Raw genomic sequence first — 21,723 nt, 5'->3', positions numbered from 1 at the left:
ATCAGCGAACAGCAAATAGCATTGCCGGATGACTCCACCTTCCCTCACCGTCGTTGACACCCCGGCCGAATCGATCGATGCGGACGTCCTCGTCGTCGGCGTGGCCTCCACCGACGACGGCCCGACTATCGTCACCGGGATGGCGGCACTCGATCACCTGGGAGACGCCCTCCAAGCGATCGGCGTTTCGGGAGCCAAAGACGAGATCACCCGCCTCCCTGGCGACGGAATTGCAGCCTCAAGCATTGCCCTCGTCGGACTCGGCAAAGGCGTGCCGACAATCGACGACTTGCGCTCGGCTGCCGGGGCTGCCGCGCGAACGCTGCTCGGTGTTGAAACACTCGCATTCGACCTGCCCGTTGACTCCGAGGACGCGTTGACTGCCGTACTCGAAGGCGCCGCGATTGGGGCGTACACCTATGTCGAAGCCAAAGGCCGAACCCGAGACAAGGCAAAGCTGCCAGCACGGAGCATCGTGGTCGCATCATCACTCGACTCGAGTGACGCGATCCACCGAGCCGAGGCCCTTTCGACAGCAATGGGGCTCGTGCGCGACCTCGTCAATATGCCCCCTGGGGAGCTCTATCCAGAGACCTTCGCTGACGCTGCAAAGGTGGCTCTCCAGGATTTGCCCGTCGTCGTCACTGTCCTCGCTGAGACTGACCTCGAGGCAGAGGGCTTTGGTGGTCTCCTCGGTGTCGGTCGCGGGTCAACCCGCGGACCTCGTCTCGTGCGCCTCGACTACGCGCCAGACGGTGCCGCAGCACACCTCGCTCTCGTTGGCAAAGGCATCACCTTTGATAGCGGCGGCTTATCGCTGAAGCCAGCGGCGTCAATGGTGGGCATGAAGTACGACATGGCCGGGGCCGCGAGTGTGCTCGGTGCGATCCAGGCCGCGGCTCAGCTTCGACTGCCGGTGCGCCTCTCTGGTTGGCTCTGCCTCGCTGAGAACATGCCGTCTGGTGAGGCGATGCGACCAAACGACGTCATCACGATTCGAGGCGGCACCACCGTTGAGGTGCTGAACACGGATGCCGAGGGCCGTCTCGTGCTCGCGGACGGGATCGTCGCCGCGAGCGAGACACACCCCGACGCCATCATCGACATCGCCACGCTCACGGGCGCCGCCATTGTCGCACTCGGCACGCGCTACACGGCGGTGATGGGATCCGAGGAGCTTGTCGGGCAGGTCTGCGAGGCGGCGGGCCGAGTCGGCGATCGATTCTGGCCTATGCCGCTCCCCGAGGAGCTGAGAAGCGGTTTGAATTCTGACGTCGCTGATATCGCGAATGCCCGCATCGGCAATTCCGCTGGCGGGATGCTGCTCGCAGGTGTCTTTCTCAAGGAGTTCGTCGGCACCACCGGGAGTGATGAGCGGTCCATTCCCTGGGCGCACATCGACATCGCTGGGACGGCGAATAATTCCGGTGGCGGCTTCGGCTTCACCGGCAAGGGGCCGACCGGGATCGGAGTGCGCGCGCTCGTCGAGCTGGCGATCGAATTTAGCAGGGCGTAGTAGGGTTTGAATACGAAGAATCTGCCGCTGGACTCGCATCCGCATCAGTGATGCGGTCCCGCACAATCCTCATCCACAAGGAGTTGACGGGTGCCCGAACAGACGTTTGACGTAGTAATCCTCGGCGGCGGGAGTGGCGGATACGCCGCGGCGCTGCGCTCAGTGCAGCTCGGCTTCTCGGTCGTCCTCATTGAGAAGAACAAACTCGGGGGAACGTGTCTTCACGTCGGTTGCATCCCGACCAAGGCGCTCCTGCACTCGGCCGAGGTCGCAGACGTCGCCCGTGAATCGGCGAAGTACGGCGTCAATGCGACGGTCGACGGCATCGACATCGCGGCCGTCACGGCGTACCGCCAGGAGGTCGTGTCGAGCAAGTTCAAGGGTTTGACCGGGCTCATCAAGATGCGTGGCATCACGGTCGTTGAGGGCGAAGGCAAGCTTGTTTCGCCCACGACGGTCGAGGTCGCCGGCACGCAGTACACCGGCAAGAGCGTAATCCTCGCGACCGGCTCGTACTCACGCACGCTCCCCGGCCTCGAAATTGGCGGTCGCGTCATCACCTCTGAGCAGGCGCTCGAGCTCGACTTTGTTCCGAAAAAGGTCGCAGTGCTCGGCGGTGGCGTGATCGGCGTCGAGTTCTCGAGTGTCTGGAAGTCCTGGGGCGCAGACGTCACCATCATCGAAGCGCTCCCCCACCTCGTGCCAAACGAAGACGAGGCCATCAGCAAGCAGTTCGAGCGTGCCTTCCGCAAGCGCAGAATCGACTTCAAGATCGGGGTGCGCTTCCAGGGTGTCACCCAGAACGACGACGGTGTGGTTGTAACCCTCGAGAACGGAGACACCATCGAGGCCGAGCTTCTTCTCGTCGCCGTCGGTCGCGGCGCGGCAACCGACGGTCTCGGCTTCGAAGAAGCCGGCATCGAGATGGATCGCGGATTCGTTCTCACCAATGAACGCCTCGCCACCAATGTCCCCGGTGTCTACGCCGTCGGCGACATCGTGCCCGGACTCCAGCTTGCCCACCGTGGCTTCCAGCAGGGCATCTTCGTCGCCGAAGAGATCGCCGGGTTGAACCCAATCGTTGTCAGCGACACCAACATCCCGAAGGTCACGTACTCCGACCCAGAGGTCGCCTCCGTCGGACTCACTGAAGCGAAGGCTCGCGAGATCCACGGTGCGGACTCGGTCTCGAGCTACGACTACAACCTCGCCGGCAACGGCAAGAGCCACATCATCGGCACATCCGGTCTCATTAAGGTTGTTCGCGTCAACGATGGCCCGGTCGTCGGAGTGCACATGATCGGGGCTCGCGTCGGAGAGCTCATCGGCGAAGCTCAACTCGCTGTCAACTGGGATGCACACCCAGAAGATGTCGCGCCGCTGCTGCACGCGCATCCCACTCAGCACGAAGCGCTCGGAGAGGCATTCCTTGCCCTTGCCGGCAAGCCACTTCACGCCGTTTGAGTCAGCGCCAAACTATGCTGTGTACAGAGAATTCACCTAAGGAGCACCACTGATGAGCCAATCCGTCAACCTCCCGGCACTCGGTGAGAGTGTCACCGAGGGCACGGTAACGCGCTGGCTGAAGAACGTCGGCGATCAAGTGGAGGTCGACGAGCCTCTCCTCGAGGTGTCTACCGACAAGGTCGACACAGAGATCCCATCGCCAATCGCCGGCGTGATCGAAGAGATTCTCGTCGCCGAAGACGAGACCGTCGAGGTCGGCGCTCCGCTCGTGCGGATCGGCGATGGCAGCGGTGGAGGCGACAACAGCCCGGCACCTGCCGCTGAGACGGAATCGGCACCGACCGAAGCCCCCGCGGCCGAGGCGCCAGCCGCCGCCGCACCGGTTGCTGAAGCACCAGCGGGTGAAGCACCGGCACCCGAAGCATCAACCGAAGAGGCACCCGCACAGGAAGCTCAAACTGAGCAGCCAGCGCCCGTTGCCGAAACGGCACCAGAGCCCTCCGCCGGACAGCAGGGACAGTCAGTCACCCTGCCTTCCCTCGGCGAGAGCGTCACCGAGGGCACAGTGACGCGCCTGCTCAAGAAGGTCGGTGACAGCGTCGAAGTTGATGAGCCCCTGCTTGAGATTTCGACCGATAAAGTCGACACGGAGATTCCGTCGCCGATCGCTGGCGTCGTCCAGGAGATCTTCGTCGCCGAAGACGAAACCATCGAGGTCGGTGCTGAACTCCTCCGGATCGGTTCTGCCGCATCCGCTCCAGAAGCCGCCGCCCCAGAAGCCGCCGCTCCGGAGGCTGCTGCTCCAGCGCCTGAACAGGCCGACGAATCGCCCGCGGATGAGGCGCCAGCCGAAGCACCGTCGACTGAGCAGCAGTCTCCCCCCGAGGCATCACCCCAGCAGCAGTCCGAAGCGGAGGCACCGGACGCATCGGCCACCGAGGCATCGATGCCGGCGGCTCCCGAGGCACCCGCCGCACCACCGGCTCCTGCTGCGGTTCCCGCGGCATCGACGGGCAACGCCGGCTACGTCACGCCTCTCGTGCGCAAGCTCGCTACCGAGCAGGGCGTCGACTTGTCGACCGTCACCGGGACCGGCGTCGGTGGACGCATCCGCAAAGAGGATGTGCTTGCTGCGGTCTCGCCCGCAGCGGACGCTCCAGCGCAGAAGGAAGAGACTGCCGCCGCACCAGCGAGCGTCGAGTCTTCGCCGCTTCGCGGAACAACCGTGCCAATGACACGGCTCCGCAAGGTTGTCGCTGAGCGGGCCGTCATCTCGATGCAGTCGTCGGCGCAGCTCACGACCGTGGTCGAGGTTGACGTCACGAAGGTCGCTGCGTTCCGTTCCAAGGTCAAAGACGAGTTCCTCGAAAAGACCGGCACGAAGCTCTCGTTCCTGCCATTCTTCGCACTCGCGGCGGCGGAGGCGCTTCGCGCCTATCCGATCATCAACGCGACGATCGACGGTGAGAACATCGTGTACCCGCCGCAAGAGAACATGAGCATCGCCGTCGACACCGAGCGAGGCCTGCTGACTCCCGTTATCCGAGATGCGGGATCGCTCGATATCGCCGGTCTCGCCAAGGAGATCGCCGACCTCGCCGAGCGCACGCGCGAAAACAAGCTCAAGCCCGACGAGCTTGCGGGTGGAACTTTCACTCTCACAAACACCGGTTCGCGCGGAGCGCTTTTCGACACTCCTGTGGTGTTCCTGCCGCAGTCGGCCATCCTCGGGACCGGCATCGTGACCAAGCGTCCGGTGGTCGTCGGCGACAACGGGACCGACGCAATTGCGATCCGATCCATGGTGTACCTCGCGCTCTCATACGATCACCGCATCATCGACGGTGCGGATGCCTCCCGCTTCCTCGTCTCGGTGAAGCAGCGACTCGAGGCCGGCGACTTCGGCGGCTCCCTCGGTATCTAGGAGTCGAATACATCACGAATCCTCCATCCGGCCTCGGTTCTGATCATCAAAACCGAGGCCGGAGTCGATTTCGCACCATCGTCACTGATTGATTCGGGGTGGCCTGCGGCGTCACCGTCGGCATGAGCCCCACGATCTATGCGCAGAAGAACAACATCACCCATCGCATCGACGAGCGACACGGTGCTCCCCTCGACCCAGAACGGCACGTAGGCCCGAGAACCACCGCGCTGTTCGGCAATACTTACCGCGTCGTCTTGCCAGGCTGCGGAGTGAAGCTGAACAGCGCTCTCGAGGCATTCTGTCGATGCAATCCTGAGGCACTCCTCCCGAGCGGCCAGCAGCAGTGGCGCGACAGTGATCACATCGTCATTGTCGAGCGCGAGAGCGTCCGCGACGGCGCCCGTGCCGGACGCCCCCTGGCTGTCGCTCGAGCCTGTGGAAGGGTCTGTCTTTGCATCAACGCTTGCCTGCGCCCCCGACGCTGCTGCCCCCGACGCTTCCCCCTCCGACGCTGTGGCAGTCAGCACCCCGGTGCCAGCCGCCACGACCACTGCAACAATGGCGAGAATCTTGAACCGCAGGCGCACCGCGGCAACGGCCCCCACACCGCGCTGGAGCGTTCGAGTAATTTCAGCCACGTGTGGGAGTGACATCACACGATTGCTGCCCACACCGGGAAGCCCGCTCGTGCGACGAGCTCGCGATCCGGGCGGTCCATCGCTGAGTTCCTTTGCGATCACCACTCGATCAGGAGCCAGCACTGCTGACGTCGAGTTCGAATCTTGCCCAGTGAGTGGAACCGCCCGCGCAAGGCCGAAGGATCGCTCCTCGAGTTCAGTGGTGAAATCGGGGTTTCGCCACGGTTCACCCCGGAGCCAGAGGACATACTCTGTGAGCTCAATCGGCGGCTCAAGGGTTCGCTCGGCGATGGCGAGCGCCATCGCCGCGAGGCGACGGCGATCGTCCAGGAGAGCTTCGCTCTCTCTCCGGACGAGGCGTGAGACCGGGGTGCCCACCCTGACCGCGTGCCCACTGCCGAGGAGCACGGGCGCCCCGAACTCCGTGAGCAGCACCTTCGATAGCTGGAGATCGGCGTGGGCAAACCCGGCAGAATGAATGGCAGAAACCGCTCTGGCAAGTGGCACGACGAGGGTGACGCACTCTCCAGGAGTCAGCACCGTCGATGAGAGGTGGCGCGAGACGCCGGCCGGGTCGAGCCGCGGCAGCATGAGACACAGACGACGATCATGCTCCATGGCGGTATCGAGAATTGGCACGACGTGCTCGCTTTCGACGGCCGAGAGCATGTCAATCTCGGCGTCGACCTGGCGTGGGTCGGCCTCTGGTTGAAACACCTTGAGCGCGACCATCGGCGCCGAAGCACGTCCCGACCACGCTGCCACGCCATTGACACTGCCAGGAGCACGAGTAATGTCGTCGTCCTCCCGCGTGCCCAACCACACTTCAGCCCGCGTTCCGACGCCGAGCCTGCGTACGAGCTTGTAGCCACCGATCATTCCCACGCCATGATCCTCGATGCGGCAACGTTCGCCGGCTCGTCAGAGGTCGCGGCCTGTGCAGCGTGCGCAATCCGCCCACGACTGGAGGAGGGGATGCTCCGCCACAGGGCCTATCCTTGAGGCATGGCACGACGCGACAAGAGCACCCCGAAGGCACCGAAGGCTCCAAAGGAGCCCGGCCGCATCAAGCAGATGTATCAGGTCTTCAAGATGACCAAGCGCCACGACCCCGCATCGGTGTGGTGGATGCTCCTCGGGTTCCTCGCCCCAACTGTGATCATTATCGTGGCAGGCGTCTTGATCTCGGGTGGCAGCATCTTCGGGCTGATCCTGTGGACTATCTCCGGTCTTCTCGCTGGGCTCCTCGTCTTCCTCATCGTGCTGAGTCGCCGTGCCGAGCGTGCTGCCTACAGCCAGATCCAGGGCCAGCCTGGTGCTGTTGGAGCCGTACTCAAGAGTTCGCTCCGTCGCGGCTGGACGGCCAGCGAGATGCCCGTCGCGGTGAGCCCTCGCACCCAGGATGCTGTCTACCGCGCGGTCGGCCGAGGAGGCGTCGCACTGATCGGCGAAGGCCCGCGCTCACGCACAACCCGGATGCTCGATGATGAACGACGCAAAGTCGCACGCGTGCTGCCCAACGTGCCAATCAACATCCTTCATGTTGGCCCTGACGCAGATTCAGTGCCGCTGCACAAGATCGCGAAGACACTCGGCACCTTCAAGAAGAAGCTCAGCAAGGCCGAAGTGTATGCCGTGAACAATCGCATTACGTCGCTCGGCAGCAAGAGCGGACTCGCGATTCCGAAGGGGATCGACCCGCTGAAGGTGCGCGCGCCGCGTCCACGCTGAGCGCATCTCCGCGGACCGCTACACCCGCACAAGCACCGTCCCGGCGAACTTGTCGTGGAGACCTCGCTGATCGGCGTCCCAGATGAGCGCTGGGATGAGACATGCCAGCAGAAGCGTTCGCACAATTGGTCGCCAAACGCCAACCCAGCCGCCGGTCACGGGCACAACACGGAGCCCGAGCGCGACGTGCCCGATGCTCCCCGACAGAAGCGGAATGAACAGTATCTGCATGCCGATGAAGATCAGCGTTGATGCCCACTGTTCATCGCGAAAGAAGAGCGACCAGAGCATCGCTGCGATCGCGAAGTCGATTGCGATCGCGGCGATGCGCCGCAGCGGACGAGCAACTGATCGAGGCCCGCTCTCCGGCAGCCCCAGACGATGGCCCGGCCAGTCGTTGTTGCTCGGTCGGCTCACAATGGTGTCGGGCATCCCACAAGTTTACGCATCGGCGGACGCGTAACATTGACGAAACAAAAGCGACACCATGGAGAAACCCCCCGCAACTAGCCTCCTCATGGCTGCAGTTGCAGTCGCCTTTGATCAACCCCTCGCCCATTGGAGTCAATCGCATGTTCAACGATTCGTCCGAGGTGCTCAAGTACATCAAGGAAAACGACGTCAAGTTCCTTGATATTCGCTTCACCGATCTGCCCGGTGTCCAGCAGCACTTCAACATCCCGGCCTCGACTGTTGACGAGGACTTCTTCCGCGACGGCCAGCTCTTCGACGGATCGTCGATCCGCGGCTTCGCCTCGATCCACGAGTCGGACATGCAGCTTATCCCCGACGTGACGACGGCGTATCTCGACCCGTTCCGCGCCGAGAAGACCCTCATTATGGTCTTCGACATCTTCAACCCGCGCAACGGCGAGGTCTACGGGCGCGACCCCCGTCAGGTTGCCAAGAAGGCCGAAAAGTACCTCGCCTCGACAGGCATCGCAGACACCGCGTTCTTCGCTCCCGAGGCCGAGTTCTACATCTTTGACGATGTGCGCTACGAAACGAAGCAGAACGCAAGCTTCTTCACGGTGGACTCTGAAGAGGGCGCCTGGAACACGGGCCGCGTCGAAGAGGGTGGCAACCTGGGCAACAAGACCCCGTACAAGGGCGGCTACTTCCCCGTAAGCCCGGTCGACAAGCAGGCTGACCTTCGCGACGACATCAGCCTCAAGCTCATCGACGCTGGTCTTATCCTCGAACGTGCGCACCACGAGGTCGGCACCGGCGGCCAGGCGGAGATCAACTACCGCTTCGACACGATGGTCCACGCGGCCGACGACATCTTGAAGTTCAAGTACATCGTCAAGAACACGGCGAACGAGTGGGGCAAGACGGCGACGTTCATGCCGAAGCCACTGTTCGGCGACAACGGTTCGGGAATGCACACGCACCAGTCGCTCTGGAATGACGGCAAGCCGCTCTTCTACGACGAGGCCGGCTACGGCGGGCTCAGCGACCTTGCGCGCTGGTACATCGGTGGCCTCCTCAAGCACGCTCCCTCCGTGCTCGCCTTCACGAACCCGACGCTCAACTCGTACCGTCGCCTCGTGCCCGGCTTCGAGGCGCCCGTCAACCTCGTCTACTCGGCTGGCAACCGCTCGGCTGCCATTCGCATCCCGATCACGGGCACCAACCCGAAGGCAAAGCGCATTGAGTTCCGCGCACCGGATGCCTCAGGCAACCCGTACCTCGCATTCGCGGCCCAGCTCATGGCCGGTCTCGATGGCATCAAGAACCGCATCGAGCCGCACGAGCCGATCGACAAGGACCTGTACGAGCTCCCGCCAGAGGAAGCAAAGAACATCCCGCAGGTTCCCGTGGGTCTTGCCGAGGCGCTCAACGCGCTTGAGGCCGACCACGACTTCCTTCTTCACGGCAACGTGTTCACGAAGGACCTCATCGAGACCTGGATCTCGTACAAGCGCGAGAAGGAGATCCTTCCCGCCGCGATGCGTCCGACGCCGATCGAGTACGAGCTGTACTACGGCGTGTAATCGCTTCGATCGTTGAAGGGCCGCAGGATGCAGATCCTGCGGCCCTTTTTCGTCGGTCGAACACGTCGGCACTCGCAACGGTCGAACGAAGAGGCGGGATGGAATCGCTCAGATCGTCGGCTCGTACGGCGTGGACGTGCCGTAGAAGCCCCTTTCGAACACGGATCTCGCATGCCGGGTCGTTCTGAAGTAGTCCTCTTCAAGCTGCGACGCCGAGTCGGGCGGATACCGAAGCAGCCGCGCGACGCCGTCGAGCTGCTGCCGGTCGGTCGGAAGCACGTCTGAGGTCTTGCCCGACCAGAGGGTGATGGCCGACCGGACGCGCGAAGCGATGATCCATGCTTCGCGAAGTGTGTGCGCGTCCGCTGCCGACACATAGCCGTGTTCTGCGGCCGCCGTGAGTGCACCAAGCGTCGATGACGTGCGGAGCCCAGCGACCTCGGCACCGTGCTGAAGCTGAATGAGCTGAACAAACCACTCGACATCGCTCAGGGAGCCGCGGCCGAGCTTCAAGTGCCGCGCAGGGTCTGCAGCCTGGGGAAGACGCTCCGACTCGACCCGCGCTTTGATGCGCTTGACTTCGCGGACATCCTTTTCAGCGATGTCTGTCGGAAAGCGGACAGTGTCGGCAAGTGATTCGAAATCGCGAAGGAGCGCGGCGTCGCCCGCGACACCCTTCGCGCGCAGGAGCGCCTGGGCCTCCCAGGTGAGCGACCAGCGCGCATAGTACGAACGATAGGAGTCAAGTGACCGCGTGATCGGCCCATTTCGACCCTCCGGGCGAAGATTTGCATCAAGCTCGAATGGCAACCGAAGGTCTTCCGTGTACCGCACGATATCGGCCACAATCGCGTCGGCCCGTCGTTGAGCTGCAGCCGCGTCCGCGGTTGTGGCCCGGTAGACATACATCACGTCCGCGTCAGAGCCGAAGCCAAGCTCCGCGCCACCATAGCGACCCATCGCGATGATGCCGAACTCGATCCCATCGTCGTCGGGTCCACGCACCGCAGAGAGCACACCCTGCAGGAGCATCGTGTTGATGTCCGAGAGGGCGATACCGAGCTCTTCGACCTTGACGAGGTCGAGGATGGCGCCGAGTGCGACACGGAGGACTTCGCGCCTTCGAGCGGACCGTAGCGCGTGGGCCGCGGTGCCAGGGTCGGAGTGTCGTCGAAGCAGCGCCGACGCCTCCTCGCGCAGCAGCGCACTTGATCGCGGGCGCAGTTCCTCATCGTTTTCGAGCCACGCTGCTGACTCTGGCAGCCGCTCGAGAAGACCGCCAACGTACCGTGAACCGCTCAGCACCGCAGTGAGTCGCTTCGCAGCACCCGAGGAGTCGCGCAGCATGCGCAGATACCAGTACGACTCCCCCAGTTCATCGCTCAGCCGGCGAAACGCAAGCAGCCCGTAGTCGGGGTCTGTGCCCTCGGCAAACCACTGCAGCATCACCGGCAGCAGGTTCCGCTGAATCTGCGCTCGTCGCGAAACTCCCGTTGACATGGCAGCGATGTGCGAGAGTGCGCCCCGCGGGTCGACGAAGCCGATCGCTGCAAGCCTGGCGGCTGCCTGCTCGCTACTCAGTGCGAGCCCGTCATCTGGCAACGCCGCGACCGCCGAAAGCAGCGGGCGATAGAAGAGCTTCTCGTGAAGGGTGCGCACGGTCGCCTTGCGCGCCGACCACTGCTCGACAATTCCCGCCGCTGTCGTCGCGAGACCGGAAGCGCGCGCGAGAACCCGCAGTGCCTCCGGGTCGCGAGGCATGAGGTGCGTGCGCGAGAGCCGTTTGAGCTGCAAGCGATGCTCGAGTACGCGCAGGAACTGATAGTCGTGCGCGAACTCGGCCGCCTCCGCGCGGCCGATGTACCCCTGCTCGGCGAGGGCGGCAAGGGCGGCAAGGCTGCCACGCTGGCGCACCGACTCGTCGGCGTTGCCATGGACCAGTTGCAAGAGCTGGATCGTGAACTCGATGTCCCGGATGCCGCCAGGGCCGAGCTTGAGCTGGTAGTCGACCTCGTCAGTCGGAATATGCTCTGTAACCCGCTCTCGCATTTTCTGCACGCCGTCGACAAAGTTCTCGCGCGATGAACTCCGCCACACGAGGGGTCGGATCGCTGCCTCGTAGCGTTGGCCGAGCGCATCGTCGCCAGCCAAACGCCTCGCTTTGAGGAGCGCCTGAAACTCCCAACTCTTCGCCCAGCGTTCGTAGTACGCGAGGTGTGATTCGAGTGTTCGCACCAGCGCACCGGCCTTGCCCTCCGGGCGGAGGTTGGCGTCAACCTCCCACAGGGCAGGCTCGGATGCGAGATCATCGATGCCGCGCATCGTCATCGCCGCGAGTCGGGTCCCGACCTCGACGGCCCGGCCGATCTCAATAGTGTCGTCACCATCAACGACGAAGATCACGTCAACGTCGCTCACATAGTTCAGCTCGCGTGCGCCGGCTTTGCCCATGCCGATGATGGCGAGCTGGGTCGCCGCCACCTCCTCGGCCGGAAACGACACCATGCTCCGCGCCGCCGCGAGTGAAGCATCGAGCGCTGCCCCCGCCAAGTCTGCGAGAGCCGCAGTGATCTCGGCGACACCCATCAGCGGATCGCCGAGACCGAGGTCGTATGCAGTGAGCGCGGTGACATGGCGGCGATACCGCACCCTAAGCGCATCCCACGCTTCTTCACCCGACACGCCCTCGACGGCCGCGAGGAGATCCGCACGGTACTCTTCGGGCGCCAACGGACCGTGCAGCGGCGTCGCCACGGCGTCGAGATGCGCCGGATGCCTGCAGAGAAACTCACCGAGCCCGGACGAAGCTCCGAGCACCCGAAGCAGGCGCTGCGTGGCATCCGCATCGTTGAGGATTGCCGCCGTCTCCACTGGCGCACGCTCGATGAGGTCGATGACAAAGGAGAGTGCCTGATCGGGATCAGCTGCAACCACGAACGACGGAAGGAGCGCACTCGCGCGCTCCGCGCCGAGAACACCGAGCGACTCTTTTGCCTCGCCAAGTTGAGCGAAGCCAAGACGAGCGAGCTCGGTCAGCGAGAGTTGGTCGCGAGCCATGGCGTCGGCTAGAGCATCTCCAGGTTGCGGCTGAGCTCGTATGGCGTCACTTGCGAGCGGTACTCCCGCCACTCCTGGCGCTTGTTGCGAAGCACGAAGTTGAACACCTGCTCGCCAAGGGTCTCGGCGACAAGCTCGGATTCTTCCATGATCGACACGGCATGATCGAGGCTCGCGGGCAACGCGCTGTATCCCAGCGCACGACGTTCAGCATCGCTCAGCTGCCAGACATTGTCTTCGGCCTCCGGCTGCAGCTCGTACTCCTCCTCGATGCCCTTGAGTCCCGCAGCGAGCATGAGCGAGAACGAGAGATAGGGGTTGGATGCGGAATCGATCGCCCGATACTCGACGCGTGCGCTCTGCCCCTTGTTGGGCTTGTAGAGCGGCACCCGCACGAGTGCGGAACGGTTGTTGTGACCCCATGTGATGAAGCTCGGCGCCTCGTCGCCCCCCCACAGCCGCTTGTAGGAGTTGACGAACTGGTTCGTGACCGCGGTGATCTCGGGGGCGTGCTTGAGGAGACCAGCGATGAAGTGTCGCCCTGTCTTCGACAGCTGGTACTTCGCACCGGCCTCATAGAAAGCATTCGCATCGCCCTCGAAGAGCGACATGTGCGTGTGCATGCCGGAACCGGGGTGGTCAGAGAGGGGCTTCGGCATGAACGTCGCATACACGCCCTGCTCGATCGCCACCTCCTTGATCACGGTGCGGAACGTCATGATGTTGTCGGCCGTCGTGAGCGCATCGGCATAACGAAGGTCGATCTCGTTCTGGCCCGGCCCAGCCTCGTGATGGCTGAATTCCACCGAGATTCCGAGGTCTTCAAGCATCCTCACCGAACGGCGACGGAAGTCGTGCGCCGTGCCACCGGGAACATTGTCGAAGTAGCCCGCACCATCGACAGGTTCCGGGCCCTCGACTCCAAACTTGGAGCTCTTGAGCAGGTAGAACTCGATCTCGGGATGCGTGTAAAAGGTGAACCCGGCATCCGCCGCCTTGGCGAGCGTGCGCTTCAATACGTTGCGGGGGTCGGCGATCGCCGGCTGGCCGTCTGGGGTCATGATGTCGCAGAACATGCGAGCGGTCGGGTCGATTTCCCCACGCCACGGGAGAATCTGGAACGTCGCCGGGTCCGGGTGGGCGAGCACGTCCGCCTCATACGAGCGCGTGAGGCCCTCAATCGCTGATCCGTCGAAGCCGAGACCCTCGGCAAATGCGCCTTCAACCTCGGCCGGTGCGATCGCGACCGACTTCAGCGTGCCGACAACATCGGTGAACCATAGTCGAATGAACTTGATGCCCCGCTCTTCGATGGTACGAAGTACGAAGTCGCGCTGCTTGTCCATTTGCCCCTCATGGTTTCGGCTGGTTTCGACCACTGAATCAGGCCGACGGTGCGCTATTAGGCTACTGGCTATGGGACGACTTCGCTTGGCACTCGCGCAGACAAATCCGGTCGTCGGTGACCTTGCAGGCAATACCGCTCAGGTACTCGAGGCGGCGCGGAAGGCTGCCGAACAGGGTGCGGAGCTGCTCGTGGCCGGCGAGATGGCGGTCACGGGATATCCAATCGAGGATCTCGCTTCGCGGCCGAGCTTTCTCACGGCCGCAGTCGAGGCAGTTGAGACGCTCGCGAAGCGCCTCCAAGACGACGGGCTCGGCGACCTGGTGGTCATCGTCGGCCATCCCGATGGCCCGCATTCACCCCGCCTGCTCGGCACGAGCAACGCGCCGACGGCCATCGCACGGAATGCCGCGAGCGTGCTGCATCACGGCCACGTCAAGGCCACGTATGCCAAACATCATCTGCCGAACTATTCCGTCTTCGACGAGTACCGCATCTTTATTCCGGGTGAAGAGCTCCTGGTTGTGCGACTGAACGGCATCGATGTTGCCGTTGTCATCTGCGAGGACCTGTGGCGAGATGGCGGGCCGGTCTCTCGCGTACTCGAGGCTGATGCCGGAATCCTCGTGGTGCTCAACGGCTCGCCGTTCGAACGCGACAAGGATGAGGTGCGTCTCCCGCTCGTGACGCGACGCGCCATCGAGACCAACACGGTCGTCGCCTACGTCAATCTTGTCGGTGGACAAGACGATCTCGTGTTCGATGGTGACAGTGTCGTTGTCGATGGTTCGGGCGCCATCCTCGGGCGATCGCCGCAGTTCGAGGAGCACCTTCTCGTGCTCGACATCGACGCGGAGAATGCGACGGATGCCTCGCTCCCCCCTGCTGTGCATCGCATCGAGCTCGACACGAGCGACGCGCCGAAGCCCGAGCTCAGTCGCGACGTCGCCGAGCTTCCCGATGACCGCGAACAGCTCTGGAACGCGCTCGTGCTCGGGTTACGCGACTATGTCGCCAAGAACGGCTTCAGGAGCGTCATCCTCGGCCTCTCCGGTGGTATCGATTCGGCCGTCTGCGCGGCAATCGCCGTCGATGCGCTCGGCCCCGATCGGGTGCACGGGGTCTCAATGCCAAGCCGGTGGTCGTCTGATCACTCGCGCTCCGACGCGGATGACCTCGCCGAGCGCCTCGGGTTGCACTATGAAACGCAGGCGATTGCTGAGCTCGTGACGCCGTTCGAAACGCAACTCGACCTCACGGGACTCGCGGCAGAGAATCTGCAGGCGAGGGTCCGTGCCGTCATTCTCATGGGCCTGTCGAACACGCACGGCCACCTCGTACTCACCACCGGCAACAAGAGTGAGCTCTCCGTCGGGTATTCGACGATCTATGGTGATTCTGTCGGCGGGTTCGCCCCCATCAAAGACGTGCCGAAGCTGCTCGTGTGGGAGCTGGCCGAGTGGCGCAATCAACACGCCGTGTCGCGTGGCGAGACACCGCCCGTGCCGGAGAACTCCATCACGAAACCGCCATCGGCCGAGCTCCGGCCCGACCAGGTCGACGAAGATTCACTCCCGCCGTATGAGATTCTCGATGGCATTCTCGACGCGTATGTCACGCGAAAGCTCGGCGCAGCGGATGTCGTCGCCCTCGGCTTCGACGCCGAGATCGTCGACCACATCACGACCCTGGTTGACCGTGCGGAGTGGAAGCGCCGCCAGGGTGCCATCGGCCCGAAGATCTCGGGAATGGCCTTCGGCCGCGACCGGCGCCTCCCCGTGACGTATCGCCCAAGCCGGGCGAAGTGATTCGCCCACGGCCTAGAGTGACACCATGAGCGAAACCGACGGCGCTGCTGCCCAGCCCCCTGTCAAGCGCGTGCGCACCCGCCACTTTCAGTCGGCGAAGGAACGCGGCATCCGCATCACCGGACTCACGAGCTATGACTATCTTTCGGCAAAGATCTTCGACCAAGCCGGCATCGACTTCTTGCTCGTGGGCGACTCGGCGGGCAATACGGTCTTCGGGTATGACACGACGCTTCCGGTAACGACTGATGAGCTGATCCCACTCGCTCGCGCTGTCGCCGTCGCGGCGAAACGGGCGTTTGTGGTCGCAGACCTCCCGTTTGGCTCCTACGAGACGGGACCGGACGAGGCGCTGCACACGGCATTCCGCTTCATGAAGGAGACCGGGGCTCACGCCGTCAAGCTTGAGGGCGGTGAGCGGAGTGCTGAGCAGATTCGTCGCATCGTGTCGGCCGGTATCCCCGTCATGGCGCATATCGGCTTCACCCCGCAGAGTGAGCACGGCCTCGGTGGGCACATGATTCAAGGGCGTGGCGACCAGGTCGCCCAGTTGCTCGCCGACGCTCACGCCGTCGAAGATGCCGGGGCGTTCGCCGTCGTGCTCGAGATGGTCCCATCAGACTCCGCAGCCCTCGTCACAAAAGAGCTGAGAATTCCAACGATCGGCGTTGGTGCCGGCCCGGATGTCGACGGTCAACTGCTCGTCTGGAGCGACTGGGCTGGCATGAGCGATGGACGCATCCCCCGCTTTGTGCGGCAGTACGCCAATCTTCACTCGGTGCTCAGCGACGCTGTCACCGCATTCAGGTCGGACGTGGAATCCGGCACCTACCCGGGCCCGGAGCACTCCTACGAGTAGTGCCCGCCCACGCACACCAGCACCACTGAACTAGGAGAGTTCCACATGCACTCATCGTTGACCCCTGCCCTCGCGAGCGTTTATGACCGGACCGTCGCGCGCAGTGCGGGCGAACCCGAGTTCCACCAGGCGATGCTCGAGGTGCTCGAATCGATCGCGCCTGTGGTCGCACGGCACCCCGAATATCTCGAAAGCGGCGTTGTCGACCTCCTTGTTGAGCCGGAGCGGCAGATCATGTTCCGCGTACCGTGGGTCGACGACGCCGGGGTGGTGCGGGTCAATCGTGGCTATCGCGTGCAGTACAACTCCGCGCTCGGACCGTACAAAGGTGGCCTGCGTTTTCACCCCAGCGTGAATCTCAGCATCATCAAATTCCTCGGATTCGAGCAGATTTTCAAGAACGCCCTCACCGGCCAGGGCATCGGCGGGGCCAAGGGCGGGGCCGATTTCGACCCGCACGGCCGCTCTGACGGCGAGATCATGCGCTTCTGCCAGAGCTTCATGAACGAGCTGTACCGTCACCTCGGCGAGCACACGGATGTCCCGGCGGGCGACATCGGGGTTGGCGCTCGCGAGATCGGCTTCTTGTTTGGGCAGTACCGACGACTCACCAATCGTCATGAGTCTGGAATGTTCACGGGCAAAGGCGTGCTCTGGGGCGGGGCACAGGTGAGAACGGAAGCCACCGGGTACGGCGCCGTCTTCTTTATGGACGAGATGCTCGCGACGCGCGGCGAAGGCATCGACGGCAGGTCGGCCATCGTGTCGGGATCCGGCAACGTTGCGATCTATGCGATCGAAAAGATCCAGCACCTCGGCGGCCGTGCCATTACCGCCTCAGACTCCAGCGGCTACATCGTCGACGAGGCGGGCATCGACCTCGCACTGCTCAAGCAGGTCAAAGAGGTTGATCGCGCTCGGATCTCGGCCTATGCCGACCGACGCAGCAGCGCTCGATTCGTGTCGGATGGCCGGGTGTGGGATGTCCCAGGCGAGCTCGCCTTCCCGTGCGCGACGCAGAACGAGTTGCTGCTCGACGATGCGAAACGACTGGTAGCCAATGGCATCGTCGCCGTGTCGGAAGGCGCGAACATGCCGACGACTCCGGATGCAGTCGCGCTCCTGCAAGACGCCGGCGCACTCTTCGCCCCTGGGAAGGCGGCGAACGCGGGCGGAGTCGCGACGTCGGCGCTCGAGATGAGCCAGAATGCCTCACGGCAGCGCTGGGACTTCTCAAAGAGCGAAGACCGACTCCGCTCGATCATGCACGACGTGCACCGTGCAGCGTTCGACGCTGCAGAACACTACGGCGCGCCGGGGAACTATGTCGTCGGCGCCAACGCGAGCGGCTTCCGCCGTGTCGCAGACGCGATGATCGCACAGGGGCTCATCTAGCCGCGAGTGCGGGGGGCTCAGCGGGGCGTAAGTTCCTCGCCTCAGCGAGCCTCCCGGCCTTCTTCCTCTGCCCAGCGGCGGGAACGCTCCGCGATGACCTCTGGAGCGCGCAGCGCCTCCTCGCGGGTCGAAAACGGGCCGGCCCTGTCGATCGCGGGCGACTGCATGCCCTCCTCGACCTCACCGGTTCTCGTGTTGTACCACCACTCGGACATGGCTCCTCCGATGCTCGACCTAAGATCGATACTATGCCCAAGGATTCGAGCGGACACCTGATTCCGGGAGCCGTCTCCCCCGAACGCCCGGTCCCTCGCGACATCCAACGGCCCGAGTATGTCGGCCGGGCCACACCTGCGCCATTCACCGGCGGCGACATCTACACGAGCGAACAGATCGCGCAAATTCGCGAATCAGGCCGAATCGCGGCCAATGCGATCGCCCTGGTTGGCGAACACATCCGCCCGGGCGTCACGACAGAAGAACTCGACCGCATCGCACACCAGTTCGTCATCGAGCACGGTGCATATCCCTCGGCGCTCGGCTACCGCGGGTACCCGAAGTCAATTTGCAGCTCGATCAACGAGGTCATCTGCCACGGAATCCCCGACGACACCGTGCTCGAAGACGGCGACATCGTGAACATCGACATCACGGCCTTCAAGAACGGCGTTCACGGCGATACGAACCGCACGTTTATCGTCGGTACAGCGAGTGAAGAGATCGTCGACCTCGTCACGCGCACCGAGGAGGCCCTCCGCCGCGGCATCAAAGCGGTGGCCCCCGGCCGCCAGGTCAATGTCATCGGCAGAGCTATCGAATCGTACGCCCAGCGCTTCGGTTATGGCGTCGTGCGCGACTTCACGGGTCACGGCGTCGGGACCGCATTCCACTCGGGCCTGATCATCCCCCACTATGACTCTGCGCCGAAGTTCGACACCGTCATGGAAGTCGGCATGGTGTTCACGATCGAGCCCATGCTCACGCTCGGCACGCACGAGTGGGACATCTGGGCAGACGACTGGACCGTCACCACCAAAGACAAGAGCATCACCGCACAGTTTGAGCACACCCTCGTTGTGACGGAGCGAGGCGCCGAAGTACTCACCCTCCCATGAGCAAAGGAACCAGCATGATCACCACTGCAGTGGGAATCGATATCGGCGGCACGGGCATCAAAGGCGCTCTCGTCGACCTCGCCACCGGCACGCTCATCACCGAACGGCACAAGACCCCAACACCAGAGGGCGGCGAGCCACACGATGTGATCGACGCGGTCGTCGAGATGGTTGCCGCAATCGAGGGGCTGGAGCCGACAACCCCGGTCGGCGTGTGCTTTCCCGCTGTCGTCCGCGGTGGACGGACCCTCTCGGCCGCGAATGTGAGCGACGCCTGGATCGGCTTGGATGCTGAACGCAGGTTTGAGGATGCGCTCGGCCGTGACATCCACTTTGTCAACGATGCCGACGCGGCCGGGGTTGCGGAGAGCCGCTACGGCGCCGCGCACAACATCGACGGTCTCGTAATTATGACGACGCTCGGCACCGGCATCGGTACGGCGTTCATCCATGACGGTGTGCTCGTGCCCAATGTCGAACTCGGGCACCTCGAAATCGACGGCATCGACTGGGAGACCGTTGCATCGAACGGGGCGCGCGAGCGCGAGGCACTCGACTGGGCGACCTGGGCAGCGCGTCTCCAGCGCTTCTATGAACGGCTCGAGCGGTATTTCAGCCCCGAACTGTTCGTCGTCGGCGGCGGCGTCTCGAAGCACCACGAAGCGTTTCTCCCGCTGCTCGACCTCGGCACCCCAATCGCGCCCGCCGGGTTGAGGAACAACTCCGGCATCATGGGTGCTGCCGCGCTGGCCGTGCCCCGCGCCGCGCACGGCTGACGCGGCCGGGACGGGGCGGGGCGGGGCGAATGGGCCGGCTGATACGCCGGGTTCTGTCCCCACCTTGCGGTGCTGGACGGCCATCTATCTCGGGACTACGTTGCCGCAGCCCTCTAGCGGTCTACCCGGAAACTGGGCGAGCAACCCGTGACGCTTCCTGTCTGACCTTGCTCCGGACGAGGTTTACCCAGCCGGCCCGATCACTCGGACCGCTGGTGGTCTCTTACACCACCGTTTCACCCTTACCCCGCTGTGTCGCCCGAAGACGACGCCACCGTGGCGGTCTGCTTTCTGTTGCACTTTCTCGCGGGTTACCCCGGGTGGGTGTTACCCACCATCCTGCTCTTCGGAGCCCGGACGTTCCTCGGCACCCTCTCGGATGACGCGACCGTCTTGCCGACCCATTCGCGGGCCCATTCTATTGCGACACTGGCACTTGCGTCACAGCCCCTTGCGTCACAGACCTTTGCGTCACAGACCCGACTCGGAAGTGCGCACGAGGATCGCCTCGGAGTCCGGGCACATGATGACGTCATCGGGCGCGGCGGCTCTGATCCGCGCCATGTCACTCTCGTTCAACCGAACACCGCTCGCAGACGACACGCCACCGCGAAGCATCGACGCACCGATGCCGTACCTCGACCGCTGACGGTCGTACACCGCGAGCAGCTCCTCTGGGATGGTCGCGGCAATCTCAGCACGTCGGGCGACGGCATGAGTGCGCTCATTCACGAGTGACGCGAGCGAGGCATCCCGATCGCTCTCAACGCTCGCAATGGTCGCCTTGAGCTGGTCGTGTTCGGCCTTCGTCGCGTCAGCCGTCGCCTCAAGGGTCTCAACCCGCTCCATCACACCGAGCTGGATCTCCTCAAGGTCATCGCGACGCTGCCGGAGGGAGGCGAGCTCGTGCTCGAGGCCCGCGACATCCTTCACCGATGACGACGTCGCGAGTCGCCCAGAGTCTCGTGCCATGCGGGCCTCGACGACCGCAACATCGGACTCGATGCGGGCGAGCTCAAGACGGGCATCCTCCACCGCACCTGTGTCGGTGAGCAAGCGCTGGCGAAGCGTTTCGGCGTCACGCGCGAGTTCAGCAAGGCGTGCGATCTCTGGAAGGTTCTTGGACTGGTGGTCAAGCTGTTGCACACGGGTGTCGCTCGCTTGGAGCTCCAACAGTGCCGCCTGGGACTCTGGACTGGCTTTCAGGGCCATTGATATTGCTCGCTTTCGAAGGGACGATGGTGCCGCAGGATGCGGTCACTGGACGATGCTGAAATCCCACGGGTCGGTGCGCAGCTCACTCACGCTCACCTCAACCTCGGGCAGACGAGCGCGGAGCTCTGCCGCTGCCGTCTCGAGCCACAACCACTCGGAGGCCCAGTGCGACACGTCGATGAGGGCGGGGCCCCCACCGAGCAGCGCGGCCTCGCGCGCCTCGGAAGCTGGATGGTGGCGGAGGTCTGAGGTGATGTACACATCAGCGGTGCGCACCGAGTCGTGTGAGAGGAGAGAATCGCCAGCGCCGCTGCACAGCGCGACACGCTCGACAACTTGGTCGTAGTCACCCGCGACCCGCACGCCGCCAGCCGTGGGGGGCAGCAGGTCGGCGATGGCCCGCGCCAGCCGACCGAGGCTCACCGGCTCGGCGAGCTGCCCGACGCGGCCGAGACCGCGGGTCGGTGTTTCTCCCGGCGCAATCGGCTCGCTCGCGAGCAGACCGAGCCGCGACGCGAAGACCGCAGATGTGCCGGATTCGACGACATCGGCGTTGGTATGCGCCGCGAGGAGCGCACATCCGCCGCGGATGAGGCGAGCGACAACGGCACCCTTGTAACCGTCCTCCGCAAGGCTTGTGACCCCCCGGAGCAGCAGTGGGTGGTGCACCAACAGCAAGCCTGCCCCGGCCTCGACCGCCTCTGCGACCGTGTCGCCGACCGCATCGACAGCGAGGTGGATGTGGTTGATCGTGTCGGCAGGATCACCGACAATGAGCCCAACCGCATCCCAGTCCTCAGCCCCCGAAGTCGGCCACAGTGCTTCGACGACTGCGGAGACCTCGGCGATGGTTGGTGGCACGCGACAAGTCTAGTGA

At 64.0% G+C, this 21,723-nt stretch carries 17 protein-coding genes and 1 other RNA gene; 10 read left to right on the top strand and 8 right to left on the bottom strand.

Going from position 1 to position 21,723, the window contains the following annotated elements; all coding sequences use genetic code 11:
- Nucleotides 1-28 precede the first annotated feature (28 nt).
- The 3 genes from ACY48M_RS03615 (at nucleotide 29) to sucB (ending at nucleotide 4,907) form a co-directional block, all read left to right on the top strand.
- Nucleotides 29-1,516 carry a leucyl aminopeptidase gene (locus ACY48M_RS03615; protein ID WP_462818866.1) on the top strand — a complete coding sequence of 496 codons (1,488 nt, stop codon included), beginning with the start codon at nucleotides 29-31 and terminating at the stop codon, nucleotides 1,514-1,516.
- Between the two features lie 90 nt (nucleotides 1,517-1,606).
- On the top strand, nucleotides 1,607-2,980 hold the full coding sequence (gene lpdA, locus ACY48M_RS03610) for a dihydrolipoyl dehydrogenase (protein WP_462818865.1): 1,374 nt from the start codon (nucleotides 1,607-1,609) through the stop codon (nucleotides 2,978-2,980).
- A gap of 52 nt (nucleotides 2,981-3,032) precedes the next feature.
- The gene (sucB, locus tag ACY48M_RS03605; protein ID WP_462818864.1) at nucleotides 3,033-4,907 is read left to right on the top strand and encodes a 2-oxoglutarate dehydrogenase, E2 component, dihydrolipoamide succinyltransferase; all 1,875 of its coding nucleotides are present in this window, start codon (nucleotides 3,033-3,035) and stop codon (nucleotides 4,905-4,907) included.
- Here the strand turns inward: sucB and ACY48M_RS03600 are convergent.
- On the bottom strand, nucleotides 4,904-6,427 hold the full coding sequence (locus ACY48M_RS03600) for a protein kinase domain-containing protein (protein ID WP_462819250.1): 1,524 nt from the start codon (nucleotides 6,425-6,427) through the stop codon (nucleotides 4,904-4,906). The two genes, sucB and ACY48M_RS03600, sit on opposite strands and share 4 nt — an antisense overlap.
- A 126-nt stretch (nucleotides 6,428-6,553) precedes the next feature.
- On the opposite strand from ACY48M_RS03600, the gene ACY48M_RS03595 reads away from it, so the two are divergent.
- Entirely contained in the window at nucleotides 6,554-7,279 is a 726-nt protein-coding gene (locus ACY48M_RS03595) for a DUF4191 domain-containing protein (RefSeq protein ID WP_462818863.1), read from the top strand.
- A gap of 18 nt (nucleotides 7,280-7,297) precedes the next feature.
- Here the strand turns inward: ACY48M_RS03595 and ACY48M_RS03590 are convergent, their stop codons facing one another.
- Nucleotides 7,298-7,711: an RDD family protein gene (locus ACY48M_RS03590; protein ID WP_462818862.1), complete on the bottom strand. Its 414-nt coding sequence runs from the start codon at nucleotides 7,709-7,711 to the stop codon at nucleotides 7,298-7,300.
- Between the two features lie 140 nt (nucleotides 7,712-7,851).
- Here ACY48M_RS03590 and glnA (ACY48M_RS03585) point away from each other — a divergent pair, with 140 nt between their 5' ends.
- Nucleotides 7,852-9,276 (top strand): type I glutamate--ammonia ligase, encoded by a 1,425-nt coding sequence (gene glnA / locus ACY48M_RS03585; protein WP_462818861.1) that lies wholly within the window; start codon nucleotides 7,852-7,854, stop codon nucleotides 9,274-9,276.
- 108 nt (nucleotides 9,277-9,384) lie between these two features.
- On the opposite strand, the gene ACY48M_RS03580 is transcribed toward glnA (ACY48M_RS03585), so the two are convergent.
- Together ACY48M_RS03580 and glnA (ACY48M_RS03575) are read right to left on the bottom strand one after the other, a co-directional pair.
- Nucleotides 9,385-12,333 (bottom strand): bifunctional [glutamine synthetase] adenylyltransferase/[glutamine synthetase]-adenylyl-L-tyrosine phosphorylase, encoded by a 2,949-nt coding sequence (locus ACY48M_RS03580; protein ID WP_462818860.1) that lies wholly within the window; start codon nucleotides 12,331-12,333, stop codon nucleotides 9,385-9,387.
- A gap of 8 nt (nucleotides 12,334-12,341) precedes the next feature.
- Nucleotides 12,342-13,679 carry a type I glutamate--ammonia ligase gene (gene glnA, locus ACY48M_RS03575; protein ID WP_462818859.1) on the bottom strand — a complete coding sequence of 446 codons (1,338 nt, stop codon included), beginning with the start codon at nucleotides 13,677-13,679 and terminating at the stop codon, nucleotides 12,342-12,344.
- A gap of 70 nt (nucleotides 13,680-13,749) precedes the next feature.
- Between glnA (ACY48M_RS03575) and ACY48M_RS03570 the strand changes: the two genes are divergently transcribed.
- From ACY48M_RS03570 to gdhA, 3 genes are read left to right on the top strand one after another with little or no spacing between them, the layout of a single operon-like run.
- Entirely contained in the window at nucleotides 13,750-15,486 is a 1,737-nt protein-coding gene (locus ACY48M_RS03570; protein ID WP_462818858.1) for an NAD+ synthase, read from the top strand.
- Nucleotides 15,487-15,511: 25 nt separating this feature from the next.
- Nucleotides 15,512-16,345 carry a 3-methyl-2-oxobutanoate hydroxymethyltransferase gene (gene panB, locus ACY48M_RS03565; RefSeq protein WP_462818857.1) on the top strand — a complete coding sequence of 278 codons (834 nt, stop codon included), beginning with the start codon at nucleotides 15,512-15,514 and terminating at the stop codon, nucleotides 16,343-16,345.
- A gap of 45 nt (nucleotides 16,346-16,390) precedes the next feature.
- Nucleotides 16,391-17,740: an NADP-specific glutamate dehydrogenase gene (gdhA, locus tag ACY48M_RS03560; protein WP_462818856.1), complete on the top strand. Its 1,350-nt coding sequence runs from the start codon at nucleotides 16,391-16,393 to the stop codon at nucleotides 17,738-17,740.
- Between the two features lie 41 nt (nucleotides 17,741-17,781).
- On the opposite strand, the gene ACY48M_RS03555 is transcribed toward gdhA, so the two are convergent.
- The gene (locus ACY48M_RS03555; RefSeq protein WP_462818855.1) at nucleotides 17,782-17,955 is read right to left on the bottom strand and encodes an SPOR domain-containing protein; all 174 of its coding nucleotides are present in this window, start codon (nucleotides 17,953-17,955) and stop codon (nucleotides 17,782-17,784) included.
- 33 nt (nucleotides 17,956-17,988) lie between these two features.
- Here ACY48M_RS03555 and map point away from each other — a divergent pair, with 33 nt between their 5' ends.
- Nucleotides 17,989-18,855 (top strand): type I methionyl aminopeptidase, encoded by an 867-nt coding sequence (map, locus tag ACY48M_RS03550; protein WP_462818854.1) that lies wholly within the window; start codon nucleotides 17,989-17,991, stop codon nucleotides 18,853-18,855.
- Between the two features lie 14 nt (nucleotides 18,856-18,869).
- Nucleotides 18,870-19,631, top strand: coding sequence for a polyphosphate--glucose phosphotransferase (gene ppgK, locus ACY48M_RS03545; protein ID WP_462818853.1), 762 nt, complete (start codon nucleotides 18,870-18,872; stop codon nucleotides 19,629-19,631).
- A gap of 26 nt (nucleotides 19,632-19,657) precedes the next feature.
- Here the strand turns inward: ppgK and rnpB are convergent.
- The 3 genes from rnpB to ACY48M_RS03530 all read right to left on the bottom strand — a co-directional run bounded on the left by rnpB (nucleotide 19,658) and on the right by ACY48M_RS03530 (nucleotide 21,707).
- Nucleotides 19,658-20,035, bottom strand: an RNA gene (gene rnpB, locus ACY48M_RS03540) — RNase P RNA component class A.
- Between the two features lie 67 nt (nucleotides 20,036-20,102).
- Nucleotides 20,103-20,843 carry a zinc ribbon domain-containing protein gene (locus tag ACY48M_RS03535; RefSeq protein WP_462818852.1) on the bottom strand — a complete coding sequence of 247 codons (741 nt, stop codon included), beginning with the start codon at nucleotides 20,841-20,843 and terminating at the stop codon, nucleotides 20,103-20,105.
- 45 nt (nucleotides 20,844-20,888) lie between these two features.
- On the bottom strand, nucleotides 20,889-21,707 hold the full coding sequence (locus ACY48M_RS03530) for a Nif3-like dinuclear metal center hexameric protein (RefSeq protein ID WP_462818851.1): 819 nt from the start codon (nucleotides 21,705-21,707) through the stop codon (nucleotides 20,889-20,891).
- Nucleotides 21,708-21,723: the final 16 nt, after the last annotated feature.

The sequence above is a fragment of the Homoserinimonas flava genome (assembly GCF_054969005.1).
This window is presented reverse-complemented; position numbering and strand designations above follow the sequence as displayed.

Coding starts and splice junctions, on each gene's coding strand:
- ACY48M_RS03615 (WP_462818866.1), top strand. CDS start 29: ATGACTCCACCTTCCCTCACCGTCGTTGACACCCCGGCCGAATCGATC.
- sucB (WP_462818864.1), top strand. CDS start 3,033: ATGAGCCAATCCGTCAACCTCCCGGCACTCGGTGAGAGTGTCACCGAG.
- ACY48M_RS03600 (WP_462819250.1), bottom strand. CDS start 6,427: ATGATCGGTGGCTACAAGCTCGTACGCAGGCTCGGCGTCGGAACGCGG.
- ACY48M_RS03595 (WP_462818863.1), top strand. CDS start 6,554: ATGGCACGACGCGACAAGAGCACCCCGAAGGCACCGAAGGCTCCAAAG.
- ACY48M_RS03590 (WP_462818862.1), bottom strand. CDS start 7,711: ATGCCCGACACCATTGTGAGCCGACCGAGCAACAACGACTGGCCGGGC.
- glnA (WP_462818861.1), top strand. CDS start 7,852: ATGTTCAACGATTCGTCCGAGGTGCTCAAGTACATCAAGGAAAACGAC.
- ACY48M_RS03580 (WP_462818860.1), bottom strand. CDS start 12,333: ATGGCTCGCGACCAACTCTCGCTGACCGAGCTCGCTCGTCTTGGCTTC.
- glnA (WP_462818859.1), bottom strand. CDS start 13,679: ATGGACAAGCAGCGCGACTTCGTACTTCGTACCATCGAAGAGCGGGGC.
- ACY48M_RS03570 (WP_462818858.1), top strand. CDS start 13,750: ATGGGACGACTTCGCTTGGCACTCGCGCAGACAAATCCGGTCGTCGGT.
- panB (WP_462818857.1), top strand. CDS start 15,512: ATGAGCGAAACCGACGGCGCTGCTGCCCAGCCCCCTGTCAAGCGCGTG.
- gdhA (WP_462818856.1), top strand. CDS start 16,391: ATGCACTCATCGTTGACCCCTGCCCTCGCGAGCGTTTATGACCGGACC.
- ACY48M_RS03555 (WP_462818855.1), bottom strand. CDS start 17,955: ATGTCCGAGTGGTGGTACAACACGAGAACCGGTGAGGTCGAGGAGGGC.
- map (WP_462818854.1), top strand. CDS start 17,989: ATGCCCAAGGATTCGAGCGGACACCTGATTCCGGGAGCCGTCTCCCCC.
- ppgK (WP_462818853.1), top strand. CDS start 18,870: ATGATCACCACTGCAGTGGGAATCGATATCGGCGGCACGGGCATCAAA.
- ACY48M_RS03535 (WP_462818852.1), bottom strand. CDS start 20,843: ATGGCCCTGAAAGCCAGTCCAGAGTCCCAGGCGGCACTGTTGGAGCTC.